Origin of the sequence: Paenibacillus sp. MCAF9, assembly GCF_052114265.1 — a bacterium.
GTDB lineage: Bacteria > Bacillota > Bacilli > Paenibacillales > Paenibacillaceae > Pristimantibacillus.
Genome location: NZ_JBFREL010000031.1, coordinates 17,432 through 40,487, shown reverse-complemented (window position 1 = coordinate 40,487; position 23,056 = coordinate 17,432). Strand labels below are relative to the sequence as shown.

The 23,056-nt window shown below is 43.5% G+C and carries 25 protein-coding genes and 1 other RNA gene; 25 read left to right on the top strand and 1 reads right to left on the bottom strand.

Translation table 11 applies throughout. The features are described 5' to 3' along the window. The first annotated feature begins 5 nt into the window (after positions 1 to 5). From gap to AB4Z45_RS27755, 9 genes are all read left to right on the top strand, one after another. Positions 6 to 1,010: a type I glyceraldehyde-3-phosphate dehydrogenase gene (gene gap, locus AB4Z45_RS27795; RefSeq protein ID WP_076270744.1), complete on the top strand. Its 1,005-nt coding sequence runs from the start codon at positions 6 to 8 to the stop codon at positions 1,008 to 1,010. A 175-nt stretch (positions 1,011 to 1,185) separates the two neighbouring features. Then, positions 1,186 to 2,370 carry a phosphoglycerate kinase gene (locus AB4Z45_RS27790; RefSeq protein WP_076270743.1) on the top strand — a complete coding sequence of 395 codons (1,185 nt, stop codon included), beginning with the start codon at positions 1,186 to 1,188 and terminating at the stop codon, positions 2,368 to 2,370. A gap of 39 nt (positions 2,371 to 2,409) precedes the next feature. Then, positions 2,410 to 3,168 (top strand): triose-phosphate isomerase, encoded by a 759-nt coding sequence (gene tpiA, locus AB4Z45_RS27785; RefSeq protein ID WP_076270742.1) that lies wholly within the window; start codon positions 2,410 to 2,412, stop codon positions 3,166 to 3,168. 1 nt (position 3,169) lies between these two features. Continuing rightward, positions 3,170 to 4,711, top strand: a complete 1,542-nt coding sequence (gpmI, locus tag AB4Z45_RS27780; protein WP_076270741.1) for a 2,3-bisphosphoglycerate-independent phosphoglycerate mutase — start codon at positions 3,170 to 3,172, stop codon at positions 4,709 to 4,711. A gap of 25 nt (positions 4,712 to 4,736) precedes the next feature. Continuing rightward, complete coding sequence (eno, locus tag AB4Z45_RS27775; protein WP_076270740.1) at positions 4,737 to 6,029, top strand: phosphopyruvate hydratase; 1,293 nt, start codon at positions 4,737 to 4,739, stop codon at positions 6,027 to 6,029. Between the two features lie 118 nt (positions 6,030 to 6,147). Further along, positions 6,148 to 6,915: a sugar phosphate isomerase/epimerase family protein gene (locus AB4Z45_RS27770; protein ID WP_430063731.1), complete on the top strand. Its 768-nt coding sequence runs from the start codon at positions 6,148 to 6,150 to the stop codon at positions 6,913 to 6,915. A 98-nt stretch (positions 6,916 to 7,013) separates the two neighbouring features. Further along, positions 7,014 to 7,250, top strand: a complete 237-nt coding sequence (secG, locus tag AB4Z45_RS27765; protein ID WP_054025946.1) for a preprotein translocase subunit SecG — start codon at positions 7,014 to 7,016, stop codon at positions 7,248 to 7,250. A 173-nt stretch (positions 7,251 to 7,423) separates the two neighbouring features. Continuing rightward, positions 7,424 to 10,429: a ribonuclease R gene (gene rnr / locus AB4Z45_RS27760; RefSeq protein ID WP_441912725.1), complete on the top strand. Its 3,006-nt coding sequence runs from the start codon at positions 7,424 to 7,426 to the stop codon at positions 10,427 to 10,429. 256 nt (positions 10,430 to 10,685) lie between these two features. Further along, positions 10,686 to 10,886, top strand: a complete 201-nt coding sequence (locus AB4Z45_RS27755) for a cold-shock protein (protein WP_028609190.1) — start codon at positions 10,686 to 10,688, stop codon at positions 10,884 to 10,886. An 88-nt stretch (positions 10,887 to 10,974) separates the two neighbouring features. Here the strand turns inward: AB4Z45_RS27755 and AB4Z45_RS27750 are convergent, their stop codons facing one another. Beyond that, the gene (locus AB4Z45_RS27750) at positions 10,975 to 11,703 is read right to left on the bottom strand and encodes a copper homeostasis protein CutC (protein WP_441912710.1); all 729 of its coding nucleotides are present in this window, start codon (positions 11,701 to 11,703) and stop codon (positions 10,975 to 10,977) included. A gap of 137 nt (positions 11,704 to 11,840) precedes the next feature. On the opposite strand from AB4Z45_RS27750, the gene smpB reads away from it, so the two are divergent. The 16 genes from smpB (at position 11,841) to AB4Z45_RS27670 (ending at position 22,927) form a co-directional block, all read left to right on the top strand. Continuing rightward, positions 11,841 to 12,320: an SsrA-binding protein SmpB gene (gene smpB, locus AB4Z45_RS27745; protein WP_076270736.1), complete on the top strand. Its 480-nt coding sequence runs from the start codon at positions 11,841 to 11,843 to the stop codon at positions 12,318 to 12,320. 257 nt (positions 12,321 to 12,577) lie between these two features. After that, positions 12,578 to 12,943: a transfer-messenger RNA gene (ssrA, locus tag AB4Z45_RS27740) on the top strand. A gap of 265 nt (positions 12,944 to 13,208) precedes the next feature. Next, complete coding sequence (locus tag AB4Z45_RS27735) at positions 13,209 to 14,360, top strand: DNA cytosine methyltransferase (protein ID WP_441912709.1); 1,152 nt, start codon at positions 13,209 to 13,211, stop codon at positions 14,358 to 14,360. 14 nt (positions 14,361 to 14,374) lie between these two features. Continuing rightward, on the top strand, positions 14,375 to 15,538 hold the full coding sequence (locus AB4Z45_RS27730) for a DNA cytosine methyltransferase (protein WP_441912708.1): 1,164 nt from the start codon (positions 14,375 to 14,377) through the stop codon (positions 15,536 to 15,538). After that, positions 15,535 to 16,323: a hypothetical protein gene (locus AB4Z45_RS27725; protein ID WP_441912707.1), complete on the top strand. Its 789-nt coding sequence runs from the start codon at positions 15,535 to 15,537 to the stop codon at positions 16,321 to 16,323. The genes AB4Z45_RS27730 and AB4Z45_RS27725 overlap by 4 nt, the downstream gene beginning before the upstream one ends. Next, positions 16,320 to 17,528 (top strand): AAA family ATPase, encoded by a 1,209-nt coding sequence (locus AB4Z45_RS27720; protein ID WP_441912706.1) that lies wholly within the window; start codon positions 16,320 to 16,322, stop codon positions 17,526 to 17,528. The genes AB4Z45_RS27725 and AB4Z45_RS27720 overlap by 4 nt, the downstream gene beginning before the upstream one ends. Positions 17,529 to 17,563: 35 nt before the next feature. Continuing rightward, the gene (locus tag AB4Z45_RS27715; RefSeq protein ID WP_441912705.1) at positions 17,564 to 18,838 is read left to right on the top strand and encodes a hypothetical protein; all 1,275 of its coding nucleotides are present in this window, start codon (positions 17,564 to 17,566) and stop codon (positions 18,836 to 18,838) included. Positions 18,839 to 19,109: 271 nt separating this feature from the next. Then, positions 19,110 to 19,763 carry a recombinase family protein gene (locus tag AB4Z45_RS27710; RefSeq protein WP_441912724.1) on the top strand — a complete coding sequence of 218 codons (654 nt, stop codon included), beginning with the start codon at positions 19,110 to 19,112 and terminating at the stop codon, positions 19,761 to 19,763. 459 nt (positions 19,764 to 20,222) lie between these two features. Beyond that, complete coding sequence (locus AB4Z45_RS27705; RefSeq protein WP_441912704.1) at positions 20,223 to 20,579, top strand: hypothetical protein; 357 nt, start codon at positions 20,223 to 20,225, stop codon at positions 20,577 to 20,579. A gap of 424 nt (positions 20,580 to 21,003) precedes the next feature. Next, positions 21,004 to 21,360, top strand: coding sequence for a hypothetical protein (locus AB4Z45_RS27700; protein WP_441912703.1), 357 nt, complete (start codon positions 21,004 to 21,006; stop codon positions 21,358 to 21,360). Positions 21,361 to 21,365: 5 nt separating this feature from the next. Continuing rightward, positions 21,366 to 21,512, top strand: a complete 147-nt coding sequence (locus AB4Z45_RS27695) for a hypothetical protein (protein WP_441912702.1) — start codon at positions 21,366 to 21,368, stop codon at positions 21,510 to 21,512. Further along, positions 21,509 to 21,682 carry a hypothetical protein gene (locus AB4Z45_RS27690; RefSeq protein ID WP_441912701.1) on the top strand — a complete coding sequence of 58 codons (174 nt, stop codon included), beginning with the start codon at positions 21,509 to 21,511 and terminating at the stop codon, positions 21,680 to 21,682. Before AB4Z45_RS27695 ends, AB4Z45_RS27690 begins: the two co-directional genes overlap by 4 nt. Positions 21,683 to 21,694: 12 nt before the next feature. Continuing rightward, complete coding sequence (locus AB4Z45_RS27685) at positions 21,695 to 21,988, top strand: hypothetical protein (RefSeq protein WP_441912700.1); 294 nt, start codon at positions 21,695 to 21,697, stop codon at positions 21,986 to 21,988. 16 nt (positions 21,989 to 22,004) lie between these two features. Then, entirely contained in the window at positions 22,005 to 22,355 is a 351-nt protein-coding gene (locus tag AB4Z45_RS27680; protein WP_441912699.1) for a hypothetical protein, read from the top strand. 19 nt (positions 22,356 to 22,374) lie between these two features. After that, the gene (locus AB4Z45_RS27675; protein ID WP_441912698.1) at positions 22,375 to 22,587 is read left to right on the top strand and encodes a hypothetical protein; all 213 of its coding nucleotides are present in this window, start codon (positions 22,375 to 22,377) and stop codon (positions 22,585 to 22,587) included. Continuing rightward, on the top strand, positions 22,577 to 22,927 hold the full coding sequence (locus AB4Z45_RS27670; protein WP_441912697.1) for a hypothetical protein: 351 nt from the start codon (positions 22,577 to 22,579) through the stop codon (positions 22,925 to 22,927). Before AB4Z45_RS27675 ends, AB4Z45_RS27670 begins: the two co-directional genes overlap by 11 nt. Positions 22,928 to 23,056 lie beyond the last annotated feature (129 nt).

Here is a 23,056-nt window from a genome sequence, read left to right as displayed (position 1 = left end):
CAAAAATGGTTAAAGTTGGTATTAATGGTTTTGGTCGCATCGGCCGTAACGTATTCCGCGCAGCACTGAACAACCCTGATGTTCAAATCGTGGCAGTAAATGATCTTACGGATACTGCAACACTGGCACATCTTCTGAAATACGATACAACACACGGTCAACTTGACGGTACTGTTGAAGCTAAAGAAGGCGCGCTTATCGTAAATGGCCGTGAAATCAAAGTATTCGCAGAGCGCAACCCTGCAGACCTTCCTTGGGGTTCAGTAGGCGTTGAAATCGTAGTTGAATCAACTGGTATTTTCACAGCGAAAGAAAAAGCTGAGCTTCACTTGCAAGGCGGCGCTAAAAAAGTTATCATCTCCGCACCTGCAACGAACGAAGATATTACAGTAGTTATCGGCGTTAACGAAGATAAATACGACGCTGCGGCACACACCATTATTTCCAACGCTTCTTGCACAACGAACTGCCTAGCACCTTTCGCAAAAGTATTGAACGACAAATTCGGAATCGTTAAAGGTATGATGACTACAATTCACTCATACACAAATGACCAATCCGTTCTTGACGTTCCTCACAAAGACTTGCGTCGTGCTCGCGCAGCTGCTGAGAACATCATTCCTTCTTCAACTGGCGCAGCAAAAGCTGTTGCACTTGTTCTTCCTGAGCTTAAAGGCAAACTAAACGGTATGGCAATGCGCGTTCCTACGCCTAACGTATCTGTAACTGATCTTGTAGCTGAGCTTAAAGTTAATGTTACTGTAGAAGAAGTTAACGCAGCATTGAAAGAAGCTGCTGACGGTCCTCTTAAAGGCATCTTGAACTACAACGAATTGCCGCTTGTATCAAGCGACTACAATAGCGACCCTGCTTCTTCCACAATCGATGGTCTTTCGACTATGGTTGTTGAAGGCAACATGGTTAAAGTTATTTCATGGTACGACAACGAGTGGGGCTACTCGAACCGCGTAGTTGATCTTGCTGCTTACATTGCTAGCAAAGGTCTGTAAGCAAAGAAGACGGACTAAAGACCGCAGCATTCCGCGCATGCGGAGCTAAGGTTTTTGATTTGCGGCTTCTAGAGTCGTAAGTCATGGGGGCGTTTCTTCTTTGAAGGAACGCCCTTCTTTTTTTTGTATTCTACCGCTATACCTTTCCATAACACATTTTCGGGAGGCTTCATAGATGAATAAGAAAAGTGTACGTGATGTTGCAGAACTAGCTGGTAAACGAGTATTTGTTCGCGTTGATTTTAACGTGCCGCTTGAAGATGGAAAAATTACGGATGACAAGCGTATTCGTGAAACGCTTCCTACAATCAACTTTTTGATCGAAAAAGGCGCAAAAGTTATTCTTGCAAGTCATCTTGGACGTCCGAACGGTCAAGTAGTAGAAGAGCTTCGCCACACAGCTTCCGCAGTACGTCTATCCGAGCTGCTTGGAAAGCAAGTAACGAAAGCGAACGAAGCTATCGGTGAAGCTGTCGAAGCACAAGTTGCTGCACTAAACAACGGTGATGTGCTGTTGCTTGAAAACGTACGTTTCTATGAAGGTGAAGAGAAAAACGATCCAGAACTAGCGAAAGCTTTTGCAAAACTTGCTGACCTGTTCGTAAACGATGCATTTGGCGCTGCTCACCGCGCTCACGCTTCGACAGAAGGCATTGCACACATTTTGCCAGCTGTATCAGGCCTTCTTATGGAGAGAGAGCTTGAAGTACTAGGCAAAGCGCTTAACAACCCAGAGCGTCCTTTCACAGCGATCGTTGGCGGTTCGAAAGTTAAAGATAAAATCGCTGTAATCGATAAAATGCTTGAAATTGCTGACAATGTCATCATTGGCGGCGGCTTGTCTTATACATTCTTCAAAGCACAAGGCCACGAAATCGGCAAATCGCTTGTAGACAACAGCAAGCTTGATTTGGCTCTTGAGTTCATGGAAAAAGCGAAAAAACTAGGCAAAAACTTCTTGATCCCAGTTGATATCGTTGTAACTGACGATTTCAGCGCTAACGCTAACACGCAAATCGTTGACGTTGACAGCATCCCTGCTGATTGGGAAGGCATCGACATCGGTCCTAAAACACGTGAACTTTATGCTGATGTGATCAAAAACTCCAAGCTGGTTGTATGGAACGGACCTATGGGCGTATTCGAAATCGAGCCATTCTCCCATGGTACACAAGCCGTTGCTCGCGCTTGCGCAGAAACAGCTGGCTATACTGTAATTGGCGGCGGCGATTCCGCAGCAGCAGCTGAGAAATTCCACCTAGCTGACAAAATGGACTTCATCTCGACAGGCGGCGGCGCTTCCCTAGAGTTTATGGAAGGCAAAGTGCTTCCAGGCGTAGTTGCTCTTAACGATAAATAATACATTTACCCAACTATATAGATTTGAGGAGGATTACGCATGAGCAACAGAACACCGATTATTGCAGGTAACTGGAAAATGTTCAAAACGGTATCCGAGGCTGTAACATTTTTCTCCGAAATTAAAGGCAAAGCTGAAGTTGCAGGTGTAGAGAGCGTGATCTGCGCGCCATACACAACACTTCCGGCACTTGTTGAAGCTGCGAAAGGTACGTCGATTGCTATTGGAGCACAAAACGTACATTTTGAAGACAACGGTGCATTCACAGGTGAAATCAGCGGCGTTATGCTGAAGGATCTTGGTGTGAAATACGTAATTATCGGTCACTCCGAGCGCCGCGCTTATTTCGCGGAATCAGATGAGATCGTAAACAAGAAGGTTCATGCTTCCTTCAAAAATGGCTTGCTTCCTATCGTTTGTGTAGGCGAGAAGCTGGAAGAGCGCGAAGCTGGACAAACAAAAGAAGTATGCAAAGTGCAAACAGAAGCAGCTTTTGTAGGCCTATCTGCAGCACAAGCAGCTGAAGTTGTTATCGCTTATGAGCCAATCTGGGCTATCGGTACTGGCAAATCATCTACTTCCGAGGATGCACAAGATGTTATCGGTTATATCCGCAGCGTTGTTGCTGGTCTTTACGATCAAGCGACTGCTGATGCAGTTCGCATTCAATACGGCGGCAGCGTGAAGCCTAATAACGTAGCTGAGTACATGGGTCAAGCTGATATTGACGGTGCACTTGTTGGGGGCGCGAGCTTGGAGCCTGCATCCTACATTGCACTGGTCGAGGGGGCCAAGTAATATGGCTGCTCCGAAACCTGTAGCGCTTATTATTCTCGACGGCTTCGGTTTGCGCGATGATGTAACGGGCAACGCGGTTGCACAAGCAAACAAACCAAACTATGACCGTTATTGGTCAACTTATCCGCATACGACATTGACAGCGTGCGGCGAAGCGGTTGGACTTCCTGAAGGTCAAATGGGCAACTCCGAGGTTGGCCACTTGAACATCGGCGCAGGCCGCATCGTTTATCAGGATTTGACTCGTATTAGTAAATCGATCCGCGATGGTGAATTTTACGACAATGAGACGATCCTTGGTGCTGTTCGCCATGTAAAAACAAATAGCAAAAAGCTTCATCTATACGGCTTGCTGTCGGATGGAGGCGTTCATAGCCACATTGAGCATTTGTTCGCATTGCTCGATCTAGCGAAGAAGGAAGAGCTTGAAGAAGTGTACATTCATGCTTTTCTTGATGGCCGCGACGTGTCCCCGGACAGTGCAAAGGGCTATCTAGAGCGTCTTCAAGCCAAAATCGAAGAGGTTGGCGTAGGCCGCATTGCGACGGTTCAAGGCCGTTACTATGCAATGGACCGCGACAAGCGTTGGGAGCGTACGGAGAAATCCTACCGCGCTATGGTATATGGCGAGGGCCCTCAATATTTCGATCCGATTCAAGCGGTAGTTGAATCCTACGAGAAATCGGTTTATGATGAATTCGTTATGCCAACGGTTATTGTAGACGGTGAAAATAAGCCAGTTGGCCTTGTTGAATCCGAGGACGCAGTGATTTTCTTCAACTTCCGTCCTGACCGTGCGATTCAATTGTCGCAAGTATTCACGAACGAGGACTTCCGCGGCTTTGACCGTGGCGAGAAGCGCCCTGTTAATCTGTATTTCGTCTGCTTGACGCTATTCAGTGAAACCGTTGGCGGATTCGTTGCGTATTCACCAAAGAACCTTGATAATACGCTTGGCGAAGTGCTCGTGCAAAACAACAAGACTCAATTACGTACTGCAGAAACAGAAAAATATCCGCACGTTACATTTTTCTTCAGCGGCGGACGCGATCATGAGCTTCCTGGCGAAACTCGTGTGCTTATTAACTCCCCTAAGGTCGCAACGTACGATCTCAAGCCGGAAATGAGCGCATATGAGCTAGCTGAGTCCACGGTACGCGAGATTGAATCTGACAAGCATGACGCAATCATTCTGAATTTCGCCAACCCTGATATGGTAGGTCATTCCGGCATGCTGGAGCCTACGATCAAAGCGGTTGAAGCGACGGATGAATGCCTTGGCAAAGTAGTGGAAGCAGTACTAGCCAAAGGCGGCGTCTGCATCATCACGGCTGACCATGGCAATGCTGACATGGTGTTCGACGAGAATGGCCGTCCGTTTACGGCACATACAACGAACCCGGTTCCGCTTATCGTAACGAAAGCAGGCGAGACTCTTCGCGACGGCGGTATTCTTGCAGATATCGCACCAACAGTTCTTGATCTGCTTGAGCTTGCTAAGCCAGCTGAAATGACGGGCATTACATTAATCAACAAAAAATAAAACTTTAAAAGGAGTGTTTTCTCTCATGTCAATTATCGTTGATGTATACGCACGCGAAGTGCTTGATTCCCGCGGGAATCCAACTGTAGAAGTAGAGGTTTCTCTTGAGTCCGGCGGCAAAGGCCGTGCAATCGTTCCATCCGGCGCTTCCACTGGCGCATACGAAGCTGTTGAGCTTCGTGACGGCGACAAATCCCGTTACCTTGGTAAAGGCGTTTTGAAAGCTGTTGAAAATGTTAACACTGAAATCGCTCCTGAAATCATTGGCCTAGATGCTCTTGATCAAGTAGCTATCGACCGCAAAATGATCGAGCTTGATGGTACGCCAAACAAAGCTAAGCTAGGCGCTAACGCAATTCTAGCTGTATCGATGGCAGTAGCTCGCGCAGCTGCTGACGCTCTTGATGTACCTCTTTACACTTACCTTGGCGGATTCAACGCTAAGACGCTTCCAGTTCCAATGATGAACATCATCAACGGCGGCGAGCACGCTGACAACAACATCGACGTTCAAGAATTTATGGTTCTTCCTGTTGGTGCTGAAAGCTTCAAAGAAGCGCTTCGTATCGGCGCTGAAATTTTCCACAACCTAAAAGCAGTATTGCATGATAAAGGCCTAAACACAGCTGTTGGCGACGAAGGCGGCTTTGCTCCTAACCTTGGTTCAAACGAAGAAGCAATTACAACAATTATCTCGGCTATCGAGCGCGCAGGCTACAAGCCAGGCGTTGACGTATTCCTAGGTATGGACGTTGCTTCCACTGAGTTCTTCAAAGACGGCAAATACGTGCTTGCAGGCGAAGGCAAATCGTTTACACCTGCTGAGTTCGTTGACCTACTTGCTTCATGGGCTGACAAATACCCAATCCTTACAATCGAAGACGGCTGTTCTGAAGACGATTGGGATGGTTGGAAATTGCTTACTGAGAAGCTTGGCAAAAAAGTTCAACTCGTTGGTGACGATCTGTTCGTTACGAACACTGAGCGTCTATCCGATGGTATCGACAAAGGGGTAGGTAACTCTATCCTTGTAAAAGTTAACCAAATCGGTACGCTTACTGAAACTTTTGATGCAATCGAAATGGCTAAACGCGCTGGTTACACAGCAGTTATCTCTCACCGTTCAGGCGAGAGCGAAGACAGCACAATCGCTGACATCGCTGTAGCTACAAACGCTGGCCAAATCAAAACAGGCGCTCCTTCCCGTACGGACCGCGTTGCGAAATACAACCAATTGCTTCGCATTGAGGACCAGCTTGGTTCGACAGCTCAATACGCTGGCAAATCAGCTTTCTACAACTTGAAACACGTAAAATAAGACGCATTTAGCGGCTTATATAGAAGGGTATGCCTCATCAGGCATATCCTTCTTTTTTTTTCGCTCATACAGGACATAATAAGAGGGTAAAGCATCAACGATTAGGCGGTGTGTTTGATTGGCGAAACCTGTTATAGGCATTCAAATGTATTCTCTTCGTGATCAAACGGAGATTGATTTTTTGTCCACGCTGGAGAAGGTAGCCAAAATCGGCTATAAAGCGGTAGAATTCACAGGGTATTTCAAAATGCCGGCCAAAGAGTTGAAAAGCAAGATGGATGGACTCGGATTAATTGCCCCCTCCGTTCATGTACCTTTGAATTTTAGCGATACCAAGCAAATGGAGTCTGATTTTGAAGGACAAATTGAATATGCCATGGAGCTTGATGTGACTTATATTATTACGCCTTGGTCGCCGCTTCCTGAACTTCCGACAAAGGATAATGTGCAGTATTTAGTTGATGTTTTCACAAAATGCGCAAAACAGGTGAAGGCAACAGGTATGCAATACGGCTACCATAATCATGATTTTGAATTTAAGCTGGTGGAGAAGAAGCCTATTATCGATCAAATATTGTCGGATGTTCCAGAGGAGCTCTTGCAGATGGAGTTTGATTTGGGCTGGATTTATATCGCTGGTTATAAACCGGCTGATTATTTGAAGAAATATAAGGGACGCGTTCCTTGCGTGCATTTGAAAGACTTTTTGAAAGGGCGGAAGGATGCAGAAATCGGCAAAGGCGAGGTAGGTTATGATGAGCTGTTAAAAGAGCTTGAGCCTGCAGGCGTTAAATATATGTTTGTGGAGCAGGAGCAATTCAGCTCAAGCTCCCTTGATAGCGCAGCAAATAATTTTAACTATTTGAAAGAGCATGGCTTTGCGTGAACAGCGAGAATAAGGCCTGTCCTATTGTAATTTGTGCCCATCTATGGTACACTCGATTTATGTGTTTCTACGGAGCTCCTATGCTGGAGGTGGAATGAATGGATATCATATTGAAAATCGTGCTTGTTATATTTTCTGTCGGCCTTATTGCTGTCGTATTGTTGCAAAAAGGTAAGAGTGCAGGCTTGTCCGGAGCGATTACGGGTGGCGCTGAGCACCTTTTCGGAAAACAGAAAGCGCGCGGTTTGGATTTGTTCTTGCAACGTTTGACAGTTGCTCTTGCAGCTGGTTTCTTCATATTGGCGCTTGTTGTATCTTACTTCGTAAAACAATAACGAACACACACGCAGAAAGCGAGGATATTCCTCGCTTTTTTTGTATTTTCATCATATTCACGGATGCTGGGCTTCCATTTCGTGTATACTACAAGTTATATGATAATCTATCAACCTGCTGCAAATGGCGCTAGAGCAATACGGCAGGTTTATGAGGAGAAAAACTAATAATGATTAATTACGAGCAGGAACTGCTTGATTTTATGAGAGAGACGGCGTATAAGCCGATGACGTACCAAGAGCTTGAGAAACATTTTGGTATCGTAGATGCAGTGGAGTTTAAGGAGTTCCTTAAGCTGCTGAACAAATTAGAGGATGAAGGCAAAATCATTCGTACGCCAAATGATCATTACGGCGTGCCGGAACGAATGAACTTATTGCGCGGCAAGCTGCAATCGCATGCCAAGGGCTTCGGTTTTCTAATCCCGGATGAGAAGGATCATGGAGATGTGTATTTGCATGCCAATGATTTGAAGAGCGCAATGAATGGAGACATCATTCTGGTTCGTGTCACTTCGAGAAGTGAGCATGGAGGCCGGATGGAGGGCGAGGTCGTCCGTATTGTAGAACGTGCCGTTACGCAAATCGTAGGAACGTTCGAGGATCACGAGGTTTATGCTTTTGTCGTGCCGGATGATAAACGGATCAATCGGGATATCTTTATTCCAAAAGGCGGCTATCAAGGTGCTGTCTCCGGACAGAAGGTTGTCGTTAAAATCGTTTCCTATCCAGAAGGGCGTTCTGCTGCCGAAGGGGAAATTGTCGAAATTTTGGGACATAAAAATGATCCCGGTGTCGACATCCTGTCGATTATTCGCAAGCATCAGCTGCCAGAGGGCTTTCCTGATGAAGTAATGAGAGAAGCTGAAGCGGCACCTGATTCCATTACAGACGATGAGATTGTGCAGCAAGGCAGACGAGATTTGCGCGATGAGGTCATCGTGACGATAGATGGCGAGGACGCAAAGGATCTAGATGATGCGGTGCATGTGAAGCGTCTGGAGAACGGCAATTATTTGTTAGGTGTACATATTGCCGATGTCGGCTATTACGTAAAAGAAAATTCAGAGCTCGATCAGGAAGCATACCTTAGAGGCTGCAGCGTATATTTGGTGGATCGCGTTATTCCGATGCTGCCGCATCGTTTGTCGAATGGCATATGCTCGCTCAACCCGCAGGTTGATCGTCTGACGCTTTCATGTGAAATGGAATTTGATGCGGCGACGCTTAAGCGTGTACGTCATGATGTGTTTACGAGTGTGATTCGCACGAAAGAGCGTATGACCTATACGAATGTGAAAAAAATATTGACTGCAACGGAAGAAGAGCCGCAAACCGAGTTGAAAGAGCGTTACGCCGGCTTGCTTGATATGTTTGGCTTGATGGAGGATCTAGCGATGCGTCTTCGTTCAAAACGAATGAAGCGCGGAGCGATTGACTTCGATTTCCAAGAGTCTAAGGTTATCGTGGATGAGAACGGCAAAGCGGTTGATATTGTGAAGCGCGAGCGTTCGGTAGCGGAGCAAATCATCGAGGAATTTATGCTCGTGGCGAATGAAACGGTGGCCGAGCATTTTCACTGGCTTCGTGTGCCGTTCCTGTACCGGATTCATGAAGATCCGTCACAAGAGAAATTGCTTAACTTCGTTCAGTTTGCAGCAAACTTCGGTTATGTCGTGAAGGGCAAAGGCAATTCCATTCATCCAAAAGCATTGCAGACGCTGCTTGAGGACATTCGCGGCACGAAGGAAGCGACCGTTATTTCCACAGTGATGCTTCGTTCGATGAAGCAGGCGAAATACGATGCGGAGAGCTTGGGGCATTTTGGCCTTGCAGCTGAGTTTTATTCACACTTTACATCCCCAATTCGCCGCTATCCTGACTTGGTCATTCACCGTATCATTCGCGAGGTGCTTGATGGCAAAGGCCAATTGACGGAAGCAAGACATGAGTCGCTAACGGCAAGGATGCCGGAAATTGCGCAGCATTCCTCGGAACGTGAGCGTGTAGCGGTTGATGCAGAGCGTGATACTGAGCAGTTGAAAAAATGTGAATTCATGCTCGATAAAGTGGGCGAAGAGTTCGAAGGCATTATTAGCAGCGTAACGAGCTTCGGCATGTTTATCGAATTGGACAATTCGGTCGAAGGACTAATTCGTTTGAGCGACATGTCTGATGATTATTATAACTTCCATGAGCAGCATATGATATTGGTCGGCGAGCGTACGTCGAAAGTGTACCGAATTGGCGATGAAGTTAAAATTCGCGTTACTCGGGTGAGTATGACGGAGCACACGATTGATTTCGAGCTTGTAGATATGAAGCCGCGCAGCGGCTATAAAGGCATACCAAGCAGCGGTTTTGGCGGCGGCGAACGCGGCGGCAAAAAACGCGGTGGTTTCGGTGATCGCAATCGCGGCGGCAAAGGTCAAGGCGGTGCAGGAGAGGGCAACCGCGGAAGAGGCGAGCGCGGCGCGAGCGGTGCTGGTAAAGGTGGCGCAAGCGAAGTTTACCGTGGAAAAAACGAGCGCGGAGCAAGCGCGGCTGGCAAAGGCCAAGGCGGAGCAGCCGAAGGTTATCGTGGTAAAACGGATCGTGGTGCAAATGCCGGAGGTAAAGGTCAAGGCGGTGCAGCCGAGGGCGGCCGCGGCAAAGGTCGCGGAGGCAAAGGCGGACGCGGCGGATTTGGCGGCGGCGTCGACCGCAGCGTGGTTGGCATTGTCGAGCAGGCCAATCCATGGCGCATCGATGCACCTGATAGCGGGCGCGGCGGCAAGCGGCGCGGACGTGGCGGCGAAGGCGCAGCCGGAGCTGGCGTGAACGACGGTGGAAATCCGGCGGAGCGTGGGCCGGGGCAAGAGGCGGATTTGTCGCCTGGCAACGGTAGAGATTCATCGCGCGGGAACAATGCGCGTACGGATATGTGGGGCCTGCCCATCCGCAATAGCGGCGGGCCAGGCGGAAATGGTCGTGGAGCCGGGCAGCGGCGGAGCGATGGAAGTGGCGGCGGCGCGAAGCGGCGGCATACGCCGCAGGGCGGCGTGGTCGGTAGTGAGCGAGGCGCGGAATTGCCGAGCGTGGAAGGCAGCGGCGGCGATGCGGTGAAGAGCAAGCGGAAGAAAAAAAGCGGAGGCGGCGGCAACGCCACAGCTGCTTTTGTCCGGAAAAATCGCAAATAAATAAGGGCGGCGACTTCCGTTCTATGGCATAATTGGAAGTCGCCGCGATCTGGGCAATTTGGGAAAATATATTTAAGCTCGTCACTTGCATTTTAATTCTGGGTATAGTACACTCAAATCAATCGATAATATGAACCTGAATTCACATATTGAAAAGGGTATCATTATAGTCATGAAACCCTTTCCAATGTGTGAATTTTTTGTTTAAAGACAAACCAGGCGCATATTAATATTATTTTTTTGGAGGTTTTTACACATGCAACAAGGTACAGTTAAATGGTTTAACGCAGAAAAAGGTTTCGGCTTTATCGAAGTTGAAGGCGGCAACGATGTATTCGTACATTTCTCCGCAATCACTGGCGAAGGCTTCAAAACTCTTGAAGAAGGACAACGCGTAGAATTTAACGTTGTTCAAGGCAACCGTGGACCACAAGCAGAAAACGTTGTAAAGCTGTAGTAGCTTACGAACGTTGATAAAACCGCCTTTGACCTTTTAGGTTGAGGGCGGTTTTTTTGTGCATAAAAGGAGCTTCTGTTTTGTTTCTTTATAGGAATTCGTTAAGCAATTGACGGGCATGACGAACGAGCATTCCATCGATAGGAGAATCTGTTCCACCGGTTCTAACACCAGTTCCGAGATGAACGGCTTGTGCTCCGGTAGATTTTATAAAGGCAGGCAATGAAGGAACCGATAGACCGCTTCCTGGGAGTATGGTAACAGTATGTCCAATACTTTGTTTAACCAACCTATTAATTTGATCTGTTGCTTCAAGAACGCTCGGTTTACCGCCTGAGGTAAGTATCCATTTGATTTGAGGGTATTTTAGGAGTGTGGCTAACGCCTCTTCTTGGTCAGGCACCTCATCAAATGCTCGGTGGAAGGTAACAGGACGATCACCGGCAGCTTCCAATAAACTTTCTAATGCATCTGTATTAATAGTCCCATCAAGCTGAAGCGTGCCTAAGACGAACGCATGAACGCCTGATGTACGCATTCTAATCATTTGAGCAGCCATTTCACTAAGATCTGCCTTATCGTAAACAAAGGACTTGCTATGAGGCCTAACCATCGCATGTACGGGATATACTTTAGTTATAGGTGTGTGATTAGCTTGCTCAAGCCGTTTTAACGCCTCAAGCACCGAAACCGTAACGTCCTCTTGTGGAGTTAGTCCACCTTCTTCAAAGGCGGATATAAGCTCTACACGGTCCGCACCGTGCACTACAGCTGTAACCGCTTCATCTGCAGTCGTAGCAATGATTTCAAGCAGCATGGGAAATCTCCTTTTTTGGCAGAGCGACAGAGCGGGATGCTCCATGGCCGCCTTGATTTTCGTTGTTAAAGTTGTTACAATGAACACCAGTATACGTGCAACCATTATTTTAGCTTAATTAAGTCGAGGTGACTAGCATGGGTAAGAAGAGTGACGGCAAGCAGCTCGCCCAGAATAAGAAAGCTTCCCATGACTATTTCATTGAGGAAACGTTCGAAGCTGGCATGGTGCTTTTGGGTACAGAAATTAAATCGCTGCGAACAGGTCGTGCAAATATTAGTGATGCATTTGCTACCATTCGCAACGGTGAAATTTTCATACACAATATGCATATTAGTCCGTTCGAGCAAGGGAATATTCACAACCCTACCGATCCAACGCGTGCTCGCAAGCTGTTGATGCACAAGATGCAAATTCATAAGCTTCTAGGCTTATCCAAGCAAGAAGGTTATGCTATTGTACCCTTGAAGATTTATGTGCGCAATGGTTACGCGAAGTTATTGATTGGTCTCGGTAAAGGTAAGAAGCAATACGACAAGCGCGATAGTGCTGCTAAACGTGATGCTCAGCGTGATATCCAGCGCGTGCTGCGTGAGAAACAGAAGGTTTCTAACTAAGGTGTAGATTTCCATGGCAGCAAGCGACCATGATTGCCAATAACAATTGTGCACGGAAGCAGCTGATTCGTGGTATACTAAGACAGTAGCAACGGCAAGACAATCAATAAATGCAAGTGCAATTGTGCTAGACAATCGGAACAGCCTGCTTGGTCAGATGCTGATCCTTAATCCTAAAGCTTCAATCGAGCTAAACGTTAGTGTAGATCTACTTTTCGGAGTAGTGTTAATCTGCAGCTAACCGTTTATGCAAAATTGGGGGCGTTTATGGATTCGACGGGGATTGTACGAGCGCGGGTTGCGGGTAGCGGGGAGTCGTCCGCTTCATCAACGCTAAAGCCTATTAAACGGCAAACAACAAACAAACTACGCTTTCGCAGCCTAAGAAACTGTGTGCGTGCTTCTACCCAGCATCGTCCATGTGACTGGATTAGGGGCTAACAAGTAGTGGAATACGCTGTCTCATCTCCGCCTGCGGTGAGCTGAAGAAGACAATCAGGCTGACCTTAGCGAAAGCCGGTTACGGGGCGTTTGCTTGGGTGACATCAAAACTGTGACTACACCCGTAGAAGCCTGTGTGGCGTGATCTTCGGACAGGGGTTCAAATCCCCTCGCCTCCACCATGAAAACCCAGTCCGCATGAGGGCTGGGTTTTGTGCTGTCTAGATATTGTAGACGGATTGTAGACATAGCGACTAATTATTTCGAATTAGTTTCCAGACTATAGACATGATGTCTACAAATTTGCTTCGGTATTGTTTGATGAAAAGGAACATTTGTTCTATACTTAGAAAAGTGTTATTGTGAGTCAAACAGTTTTATCGTAGTGTTACTGCATGTAGTATAATAGTTTCTATACTTAAGTATATTGCTCAAGGAGTCTATAACATGAAGACATTGATATATGAAGCAGTTGAACTGGATTTAAAGGAAGTTGCTAAGGATGATTATTCGTTTCTCAGGCAAAGTTTTTCAGCAGATTTAGGAACAAGTGAGCGAGCTATTAATGTAATAGATTTGTTTAGTGGATGCGGTGGGATTTCTTTAGGAATCAAGGAAGCATGTAAAGCTTTAGGTTTTGATTTTAGAGTACCATTAGCAGTAGATTTTGATAAAAATGCATATGAGACTTATAAACATAATTTTAAGGGCAGTAATGCTATACACGCTGATGTAAGTGAGATAATGACATGTAATCTAGGAAGTGAACCAAATGAAGCTGAATTGAAACTGATTAAAGATATGCCTCCGATTGATTTTTTAGTAGGTGGTCCACCATGCCAAGGTCATTCTGATTTAAACAATTCCACAAGAAGAAATGACCCCAAAAATCTTCTGTATTTATATATGGCGAGAGCGGCGGAGTTATTTTCCCCTGAACATATAATTATTGAGAATGTTAACGGAGCAATTCATGATAAGAACCAAGTAGTACAAACCGTGGCTGAATATCTTAAAAAACTTGGGTATTTTGTGAGTATGGGAACATCCAACTTGGCAAAAATCGGCGTCCCGCAATACAGAAAAAGACTAGTAATGATTGCATCAAAAAATCGAAGTTTAGATGTAGAGTATATTGAGGATAAGTATGGCATCGAAGAAAGAGGGCTCAAATGGGCAATAGGAGACCTCGTAGATATAGAGTACATGTCAATCTATGACCAACCATCCACACCATCTAAAGATAATAAACGGAGAATCGAATATCTCTTTGAAAATAATATTTACGATTTGCCAGATGATGAACGTCCTCCATGTCATAGAAATAAGAAGCATTCTTATAAAAGTATTTATGGACGTCTAAGTTGGGACAAACCCTCACAAACGATTACAAGTGGTTTTTACAGTATGTGTATGGGACGATATGTCCATCCGGATAATCGGAGAACTTTGACAGCGCATGAGGCTGCACGAATTCAGTTCTTTCCCGATTACTTTGATTTTTCGGTTGTTAAAAATCGGACTGCCCTGGCGACTATAATTGGAAACGCAGTTCCAATGAAATTGCCCTATTTAATTGCATTGGAATTATTACAGTAATAGGAGGCTAGCTAATGAGTGGTTTTACAGTTATGAGCGATAAAAAACTAGTCGTTGCTGGCTTGTTTTCAGGAATAGGTGGTTTTGAATTAGGTTTTAAAAAAGCAGGATTTCAAACATCTTTTTTGTGTGAGTTGGATAAAGTTGCAAGAGAAGTATTAAAGGATAAATTCCCTGGGACGGAATTACTTCAAGATGTAAGAGAAGTTGAGTCTATTCCGAGTAACGTAGATGTGCTTTGTGCGGGGTTCCCATGTCAGAATCTAAGTTCTGTAGGACAGAAAGAAGGTATAGAAGGTGGGCAATCCTCACTAGTAAATGAAGTATTTAGGATTTTGAGACAACGTCCTGTAGAATGGGTAATCATCGAAAATGTTGCTTTTATGTTAAAGCTTAAAGCTGGGGAAGCAATGAATACTATCATGACCCAATTAGAGGAACTTGGGTATAGTTGGGCTTACCGTATTATTGATTCTTCTGCTTATTTACCACAAAGAAGAAAACGGGTATATATAGTTGCCTCCTTAAACCATGACCCCCGTTCGGTAATTCTAAGTGATGATTTTTCAAATTCTATTAGTCCAACAGTAGATACTTTTGATGTACCTATGGGGTTTTATTGGACGGAGGGAAAGTATGCAGTAGGACTAGCGAAAAATGCAATACCACCTATAAAAGCGGGTTCTACAATTGGGATTCCATCGCCTCCGGCAATATTATATCCAGATGGTACTGCTGTTACGCCTGATATAAGGGATGCTGAGAGACTTCAAGGTTTTGAAGCGGATTGGACAAAAGCTGCGGAGCTAATTTCTCGTCCATCTGCAAGATGGAAGTTAGTTGGCAATGCAGTTACTGTTGATGTTATCACGTGGATTGCAAATAAAATTTTAGAACCAAATTCGTATGATTACTCGACGGACACACATATGTCTACAAAAGTTTGGGCTAATGCAGGGTGGTCAATTGGCGGGGAAAGGTTTGAGGCGAATGTTTCAGACAGACCCGTAAGCGGATTTGAAATCGGGATAGATAAGTTTTTAAGATACGAACCTAAACCACTTTCATATAAGGCATCTAGAGGGTTTATAAAAAGGGCAAAAGAGGGGAATTTGAGATTCCCCCCAAACTTTATTGAACTTCTCGAAAGTCATATGAGGCATATGGAGGTAGGATGATGGATGCTGAGACTGTAAAATATGATAGTTTTATTAATTCCTTAGAATATTTGGTGAACGCAAAATCTCAGGATAGTACAAAAGGTAAATTCGTAACACAATGGTTTGCTGACTATTATAATGTCCCTGGGAAAGCAAGTTATATAAGAGAGCAGAAGCAAGTTCAAAACAGAGTAACAGAACAGTTTAAGCATGGTGTAGAACATATTGTTTTTGTTTGTCACGTAGATGTTTCGTTAAACGGACTTGCTAAGCAGATTTTTGAGTACGCATATCAAGAATTGCAATCGGTGTTAGTCGTGGTTTCTGATAATGCAAGTCTTGTTCCAGTAAACCTATTAATATCCAGCGCTAGTGATGTCTCAAAATACTATGAGGAACAGTTTCCTGATATTAAAAAATTCGAGCTACCGAAATTTGAGCAACCCACGTCTCAATTAGAGGTGAAAGAGTCTCCTGCAGTGTATGGGGAAGATGATGATATAACTAACATAATTATACTTGAGAATTTCAAAGATGATGAAGATATTGTAACTGTTGTCATAGAAAGTGCAGAACTATCACTAGGGTCTGAATTGATTGTTCTGGCTAAATCTCTCGATTTCAAAGTGAAAGCAATATGGATAGTGGATTCCGTTGAGCAACAAGAAACATCACAGAAAGTAAAACTAAGGAAAGCGTTTAGAACGAATGAAGTAACCGTTGATGAACTGTTGGAGAGTGACTTTTTGGATGTTTCTCAAAAGCATGTATTGAAAGAAAAGTTAGGGGAGATATCTAAATGACACTCTTAAGTGGTGGAAGGCGTAGCAAATTATTGAAGCTACTCGCACCCTCAGTGCCAGTAATAAAAGAGGAGAATCTTGAAAAAAACCTTCAAATCCCCTTACCACGCAACATAATCTCGCAAATTTGTGCATCTATAAATTCAGGGAAGCATATTATATTAGCTGGCGCGCCGGGAACAGGTAAAACGACAATAGCCCAGGCTATATGCAAGACTGCCTATGAACAACTACTATCTTTAGAAAGAGGGATATTTTCAACCGCTACTTCGGATTGGAGCACTTTCGACACGGTTGGGGGGTATTTGCCTGACTTCAATGATAATGGAAAGTTGAGATTTAGTGAAGGTATTATAACGCGGGCAATTAAGAGGCGCGAATGGCTAATTATTGATGAAATTAACCGAGCTGATATTGATAAAGCGATAGGACCTTTTTTTTCCGTACTAAGTGACCATGAAGTCGTGCTCCCATTTAAGAGCCAAATGGGAGTCAATATTAGAATTACTCCTGGGACCGGAAATACATCAGATGACGTAATTTATGTTCATCCGAATTGGCGTTTAATCGGAACGATGAATGATTTTGATAAACTATCGCTTTTTGAAATTTCATACGCCTTTTTAAGGCGCTTTGCAGTCGTTAAAATTCCTCTTCCTTCAGTTGATGAATTATCTAAAATTGTTTCAAAAGTGGTCCCTAATTGTAACTTAGATAATGGAATGAAGAAGTTGTTTTCTATTACCAAACACAGAGAAATTGGTCCATCTATTTTTCTCGATATGGCAATGTATATTGCTCAGAGATGTCCTCAAGCTTCCTCCCAGACATCTGAATATTTAAAAGAAGCAGTTGAAATATTCCTTACCCCACAATTTGAAGGGTTAAATAAGAATGTAAAAAGAGAAATAGCAAATATAATTACTGTTGCAATACCTGATTATGTATTTAACGAAGAGAATCTTGTTTTCTCGCTAAAAGAGGAGGTAGCAGCACCAGTTTCATTGGATACAGCAGTTGAGCCGGTAGAGGGTACAGCAACCGCTGTAGAAGGTGTGACAGTAGCGCAAGAAGAATTAGTTTCACCAAAAGTCGAATTAAATGAAGAAGCAATACAAGCTCTAGGTGAAGGGATAACAATTAAGTCAGAAGCTACCCCGGCTCCAGAGGAAGAAGTAAATGCAAGCAATGCAGAGGGCGAATAATTTAGGTAATTCTCTAAAGTAAAGGCATTGGATGTGTGAAAAAAATGCAAAATAGGGACGTCTTTCTACAAAAGATTAGGGATTTCTTATTACTAAACACATATCCTAGTAGCTATCTAGTCTTAGGGATGATAACATCCCAGCGTTTTAATCTATCAGAAATAGATGCAAAACTAAGACCTACTTTATTTCATATACAGTTTTTAATAAATCCGCGTGTTGTGAGTTTCATAAGGTCATTACCAGAACTCAGGCAAAAACTTGCTAAGAGCAGTAATTTAGAGGAGGAAGTGACATCTGGTGTTGTAAGGGGTCCAATCAACTGGGGGAAAACTATTTCATTAAGATTAACACAAGGTTCCTTACAAATGCCGATATACTCAACTAAGATACGAAATAAGACCTTTGAATTGCCTCATAACAAGTTACTAGTCTTTTTACTTAACGCATTAAATAAATTGCTGATTGAAACAAAAATTGAATTGGATGAAATAGATAATACGGATGTGCTAGCTAACGAATCATTAAAATTCAAGGATTATATTACATTTTCAAGTTATCAAGTGAAAAAGACTCTTCAATCCCCATATCTAGAAAACGTTATGGCACCACAAGTGATTAATCAAAAGTTGTTGGATGTAGTGGAAAGTAGCCGGAATGAACATTACGTCAATCTTAGTGAGTTATACAGATTTTACGAATTTATGATTATCCAGAAAGATGAGGGGACTTTAGAAGAAAGTATAATACAGTCATATTTAGAGAGAATTAAGGAAGAAGATTTAATGGAGATGGCAGTAGCCGTTAATATAATATTGAGTATAAATTCACAGTTACCTACGGTGATTAGGAAATACGGCTTATTTTCATCAAATTCAGACTATCTGATAACCTGGGAATTACCGAAAGGAAACTTATCGTTATCATTGTATAATTTGCCCCCCTTTATTGATAGTACAGTTTATAAGTCTTTATTGGATAAGTTGGGTGTTACTCTAAAAATGCGCATGCCTGATATATCTTTATCATGGGAGGGGCATGATGGGTCAAAGTGGGTACACTTCGTAGAAGTTAAATATACTAACGCTTCCTCCGAATACTTTAGGGCAAGTTTGTACAAAGTAATGGGCTATGTTAAAGATTTTGAAGATTGGTATAGTAGAGAAACAGTTGCCCCTAAAATTACGCTTGTCATAAGTTCAGGGTTAAAGAGAGCTGTTAATGATGGGGAGATATATGTTATTGAATATGCTGACAATGAGTCAATAAGAAAAATGACAGAAGATATCCTTAACGGATTGCCAAGCTAAAGCTCTTTCAAGTTACACTGGAATGATATAATAAAGGTGGTATTCAGGATGACTCTCAGTTGCGTACGCACTGGGAGTCTTTTTATTTAAATGGATTTATACTTAGATTAAATCAAAGACCTATTAAGTTTGTTTTCAGTGTTTATAAAAGCATGCTTTCCGAGGATAATGAAATAGTGGTCAAATTTAATTGAAAAAAAGAGAAATAGCGTTTATAAAATAGGAAGGGGTTTTACAAACGGTGATGAAAAATAGAAAGGGGAGAGGATGAATTATGACTTGGTACGGGTACATTCGGATATCGGATAAGCACCAACATGAAGACCGGCAGCGGATTAAAATGTTGGAGCTTGGAATTAAGCCGAATCATATCTTTTGTGATAAGGCTTCCGGGAAGAATTTCGATAGAAAAGAATACGAAACCGTGAGGAGGGTCATCGAGGAAGGCGACGTGCTATTCCTGGATGCATTAGACCGATTAGGTAGAGATTACGATGGCATTATAAATGAATGGAAGTATATAACTCGCGAACTCAATGCTGATATCGTCGTTCTTGAGCAAGAAAGTTTGTTCGATAGTAGAAAATTCAAAGCGATGGGCGACTTCGGAAAGGTTATGGAAGACCAATTCTTATCGTTGCTGTCTTACGTAGCTTCAGAGGAGCGAAAAAAAATGCTGACCCGGCAAAAGGAAGGGTACAATGCTGCGCGTTTAAGAGGGCAAACATTCGGAAGACCAAAAATTGAAATGGATTCGCTTACTAAGGAACAACGAAGGAATTTCAATAAATTTTATAAAGTGTGGGAAAGTGGAGACCTAATTGCTGTGGCGTTTATGGGTATGTTGTCACTGAAGAAAAACACGTTTTATAAAATTGTAAAAGAATACGAACAGACTAAAAAAGGAACTGCGATGGAGGGTTAAATACATCGCCTCTTCACGCAATAAAAAAACGATTTAGAAGAAGAACGAAAATTGATGCGCATAGCCGCAATGAAAGAAAATATCTGGACTAAGCACATTGAGAAACAGCGAGAAACGCAAGTTGTTTATGAAGTCGTTTCATTCAATAATGAGGCGTATGAAATCAAAAGATATACCAAATCCGGTTATAAAAAGTACGCTACAACCAACGTAGCACAGTTAGATGACATTCTGTCCGAATTGGACGGAAAAGAAGTGAAGAGGAAGTAGAAATATGTTGTCGAGAACAAAAAATAACGATTAGAGGAAGTCTGTGCTATTGATGCAGCAATGTAACGCCCGCGTATCTGTGGGCGTTTTTTGTTGCCACCAAATCACAGGAGTATCAGAAAAAAAGTTGAAAACACAAACATGTGTTCTGTATAATTGGTACAATCCCCCAAGAATACGGAGAATGCCATGAACAATGTTGAGGTCGAACTAGCCGGTGTGATGTATCGTCTAATTGCCACGAAATCAGGTATTAACTACATCGAGGACATGTTGATGATGGGATTTAACTGTTCTGCTTCATTGAAGTTGCCTCCTTTCACCACCTTTGGATTCGATTTGCTTGTCTGCGTGCATTCAGGTGCCCAGATATCGCAAGAACACATCACGATATGGCATCATAGGCGTCCTGAGCCGGCTTTTTATCAAAATCGGTACAAAATCTTTCTTGTACTCAGACCGTTCGTGCTTGAGGAGATTGACCGTAAAGAAGTCGATAGGTTGCCGGAATTCAGGCACCTGAGACTTGCATTATTACCGCTCTAAATAGGTTAAAAGTGGTAAAATAGAACCATGAACGAATAAGCCGACACTGATAGTGGTGATAAGAATGCTGATATTCGAAAAGGCGCATCAAGAGGCTAAAGTTGGTTTGAAAGAATTCATGAAGCATGAGGAAGAGCAGCACGATAGCTGTCTGCTCCTGAAAAGAGAAGTGAACGATGAGAACCGAACAAAAAAAACGATGAACCAAATGGAGGTTAGTCTAGAGCATCTAATGAAACAGTGTTGTTGCATGGTTGCCGCGAAAAACAAATGAGGTAAATTTTTCTAATGAGAAAAATATATACAGGTCATTTATGTGCATACGGTGCGAAAGGTCAGTACCTAACCACGGTCCGAAGTTAATTGGCACATCAAAACATTCATTTGTAGATAGTAGAAGATGATACTAAGGAGTCGAATAGAAATGAAGAAGCCATTAAACTACGACGTGAAAATCATTATGGCGTCACGTCAAATTGGAGAAGCGTTTAAGAAAAGTCATCCGGATGCTGTGGTGATTAAAGATTTCTTCGATTATCACAACGACACGTGCCCTCGATGCCAGGAAAGTTTCAAGGTGTCGAACAATACCGTTCAAAAAGTCGGTAGCATAAGTGGTTTTGTAGTGCCGGAGAACAAAAGAGCCTACATTTACGCGCTGTGTCGGAACTGTTCGAGCAATATTACCAAAGATTCGAGATTTGGAAGTAAAGTAGTTCACGGTTCGCCAGCCGCCGAAAACACAGAGAAATTCATACTTAACGCATTACTCCAGAGGTGAATGTATTGAAACTAACCGTCAAACAATGGATTGAGCAGAACAAACAAAGACGAGAAGCGGAAATTATGGAGGTCATGGGGAAGATTGAAGATTTGAAAGCCCAAATTGCAAATGCCGGTGCAAATAACCAACCAGAGGATGCCGGCAAATGAGTGATTGGAGTATCTACTTGTTCGGCGTTGCATTGTGTATCTGCGGTTTTTTTACTATTCCTCGACTCGTTAAAACCGAAGAGAATGACGAGCTGCGGGTTATCTTAAAAGCAACACAGCCAATTATGAAAATAGGCGGCATTTTTGTTTGTGTGATATCTCTTATGTGATGGAGGTGTTGTATGTCGGAGAATAAACGCAAGCCGACATATGTATTAATCCGAGAAATGAATCAAGCACAGACGGAAAGGACTCAGAAGGTCTTACGGCGTGCCCGGGAAGTTGTGAACGACATTCAGCGTAGGCATGAAGAACAGAGACGATTTGAGAGCGCCAAAGCTAGTGTAGAAATGGAATGTGGTCCATTAAGTGAAGCTCAAATGGACTTAGTTCGGCTTAAAGCACGCGGCGAAATATCACACGCAGATTTTTTAGAATCCGCTAAAATGTTGGCTAGGAAGGGTGATTCAAATTAGGTTAAGCGGAAGAGAATTGGGTCAAGAAACGTCTAAAAAAATCGCCGAGAAGATGAAAGGGAATCTGAAAGCCTCTCCTGAAAAAAAGAAATTCATACAACAATGCATCCGGCAGGTACGCGCAGGTCAGAACAACTTGACGTTCCGACAAATCGAATCTCTTTTGAAAAAGTTATCATTCGAAGAAATTGAAATGGATAAAGTGATTAGTTTCGAACATCCGCCCACTCGGGCGACCATTTTTGTTCCGAAGAAACCTTTAGAACGTCATATTGAAATTGTGAAACAGTTTTTATTGGACAATGAAATTATCGTAAAAACCGAACTGGATAATCTCATTTCACAAACAATAAATTCGATAAAATGACGAAGAAGGAGGTATGAGAGTGTTGTTGTATCGTTTCACGGTTAATGATGAGGTGGGTGCTCAATTCGAAATCCGACACGGGAAAAAGCCAGGAAAGGGATGGGGAGAACCTAGTCCAGATGAGTCACTATGGGATGTATTCACTAGATTGTCTGCCCAAAACGGTATACCAATGGAATCGTGGGGGTCCAGCAAGGGAGTTTTGAATACGGAGACGGACGATGACGATTGAAGATTTGGAACAGATATTTATCGCCGCCGGTATCGAAGAAGAATTTAAAAAGCATCGCTTGAAACTGCTGTTTGAATTGGATAACAATCTGATATTCCAGGAACCAGGTGCCGAAGTAGCATGTCGGAAAATTATAATGAAAATATTCGGACTGGTGAAGCATTTTGATTTAGAAAGACTTTATGGGTTCATGAAATATGAACTAGACCCCACTAAGAATCCCGCTAACAATAAGCCGGGCAACTTTCTGGAACGGTGGCTTGAGATGCAAGCACTCACCGGTGATAAAGGAGCGTTGTGTGACTTGGCTTTTTATAGAATGGCGAACGGTTTATTATAAGTCGAGACACTCTGCGAAAATAAAGGGTCTTTTTTTATCTATAAAACGAAAGCTGTATTATAATAAGAAAGATTTCCTCAAGAAATCAATCATCCGACTTGGCGGAAGGATGATACGCGCCGGGAGGCA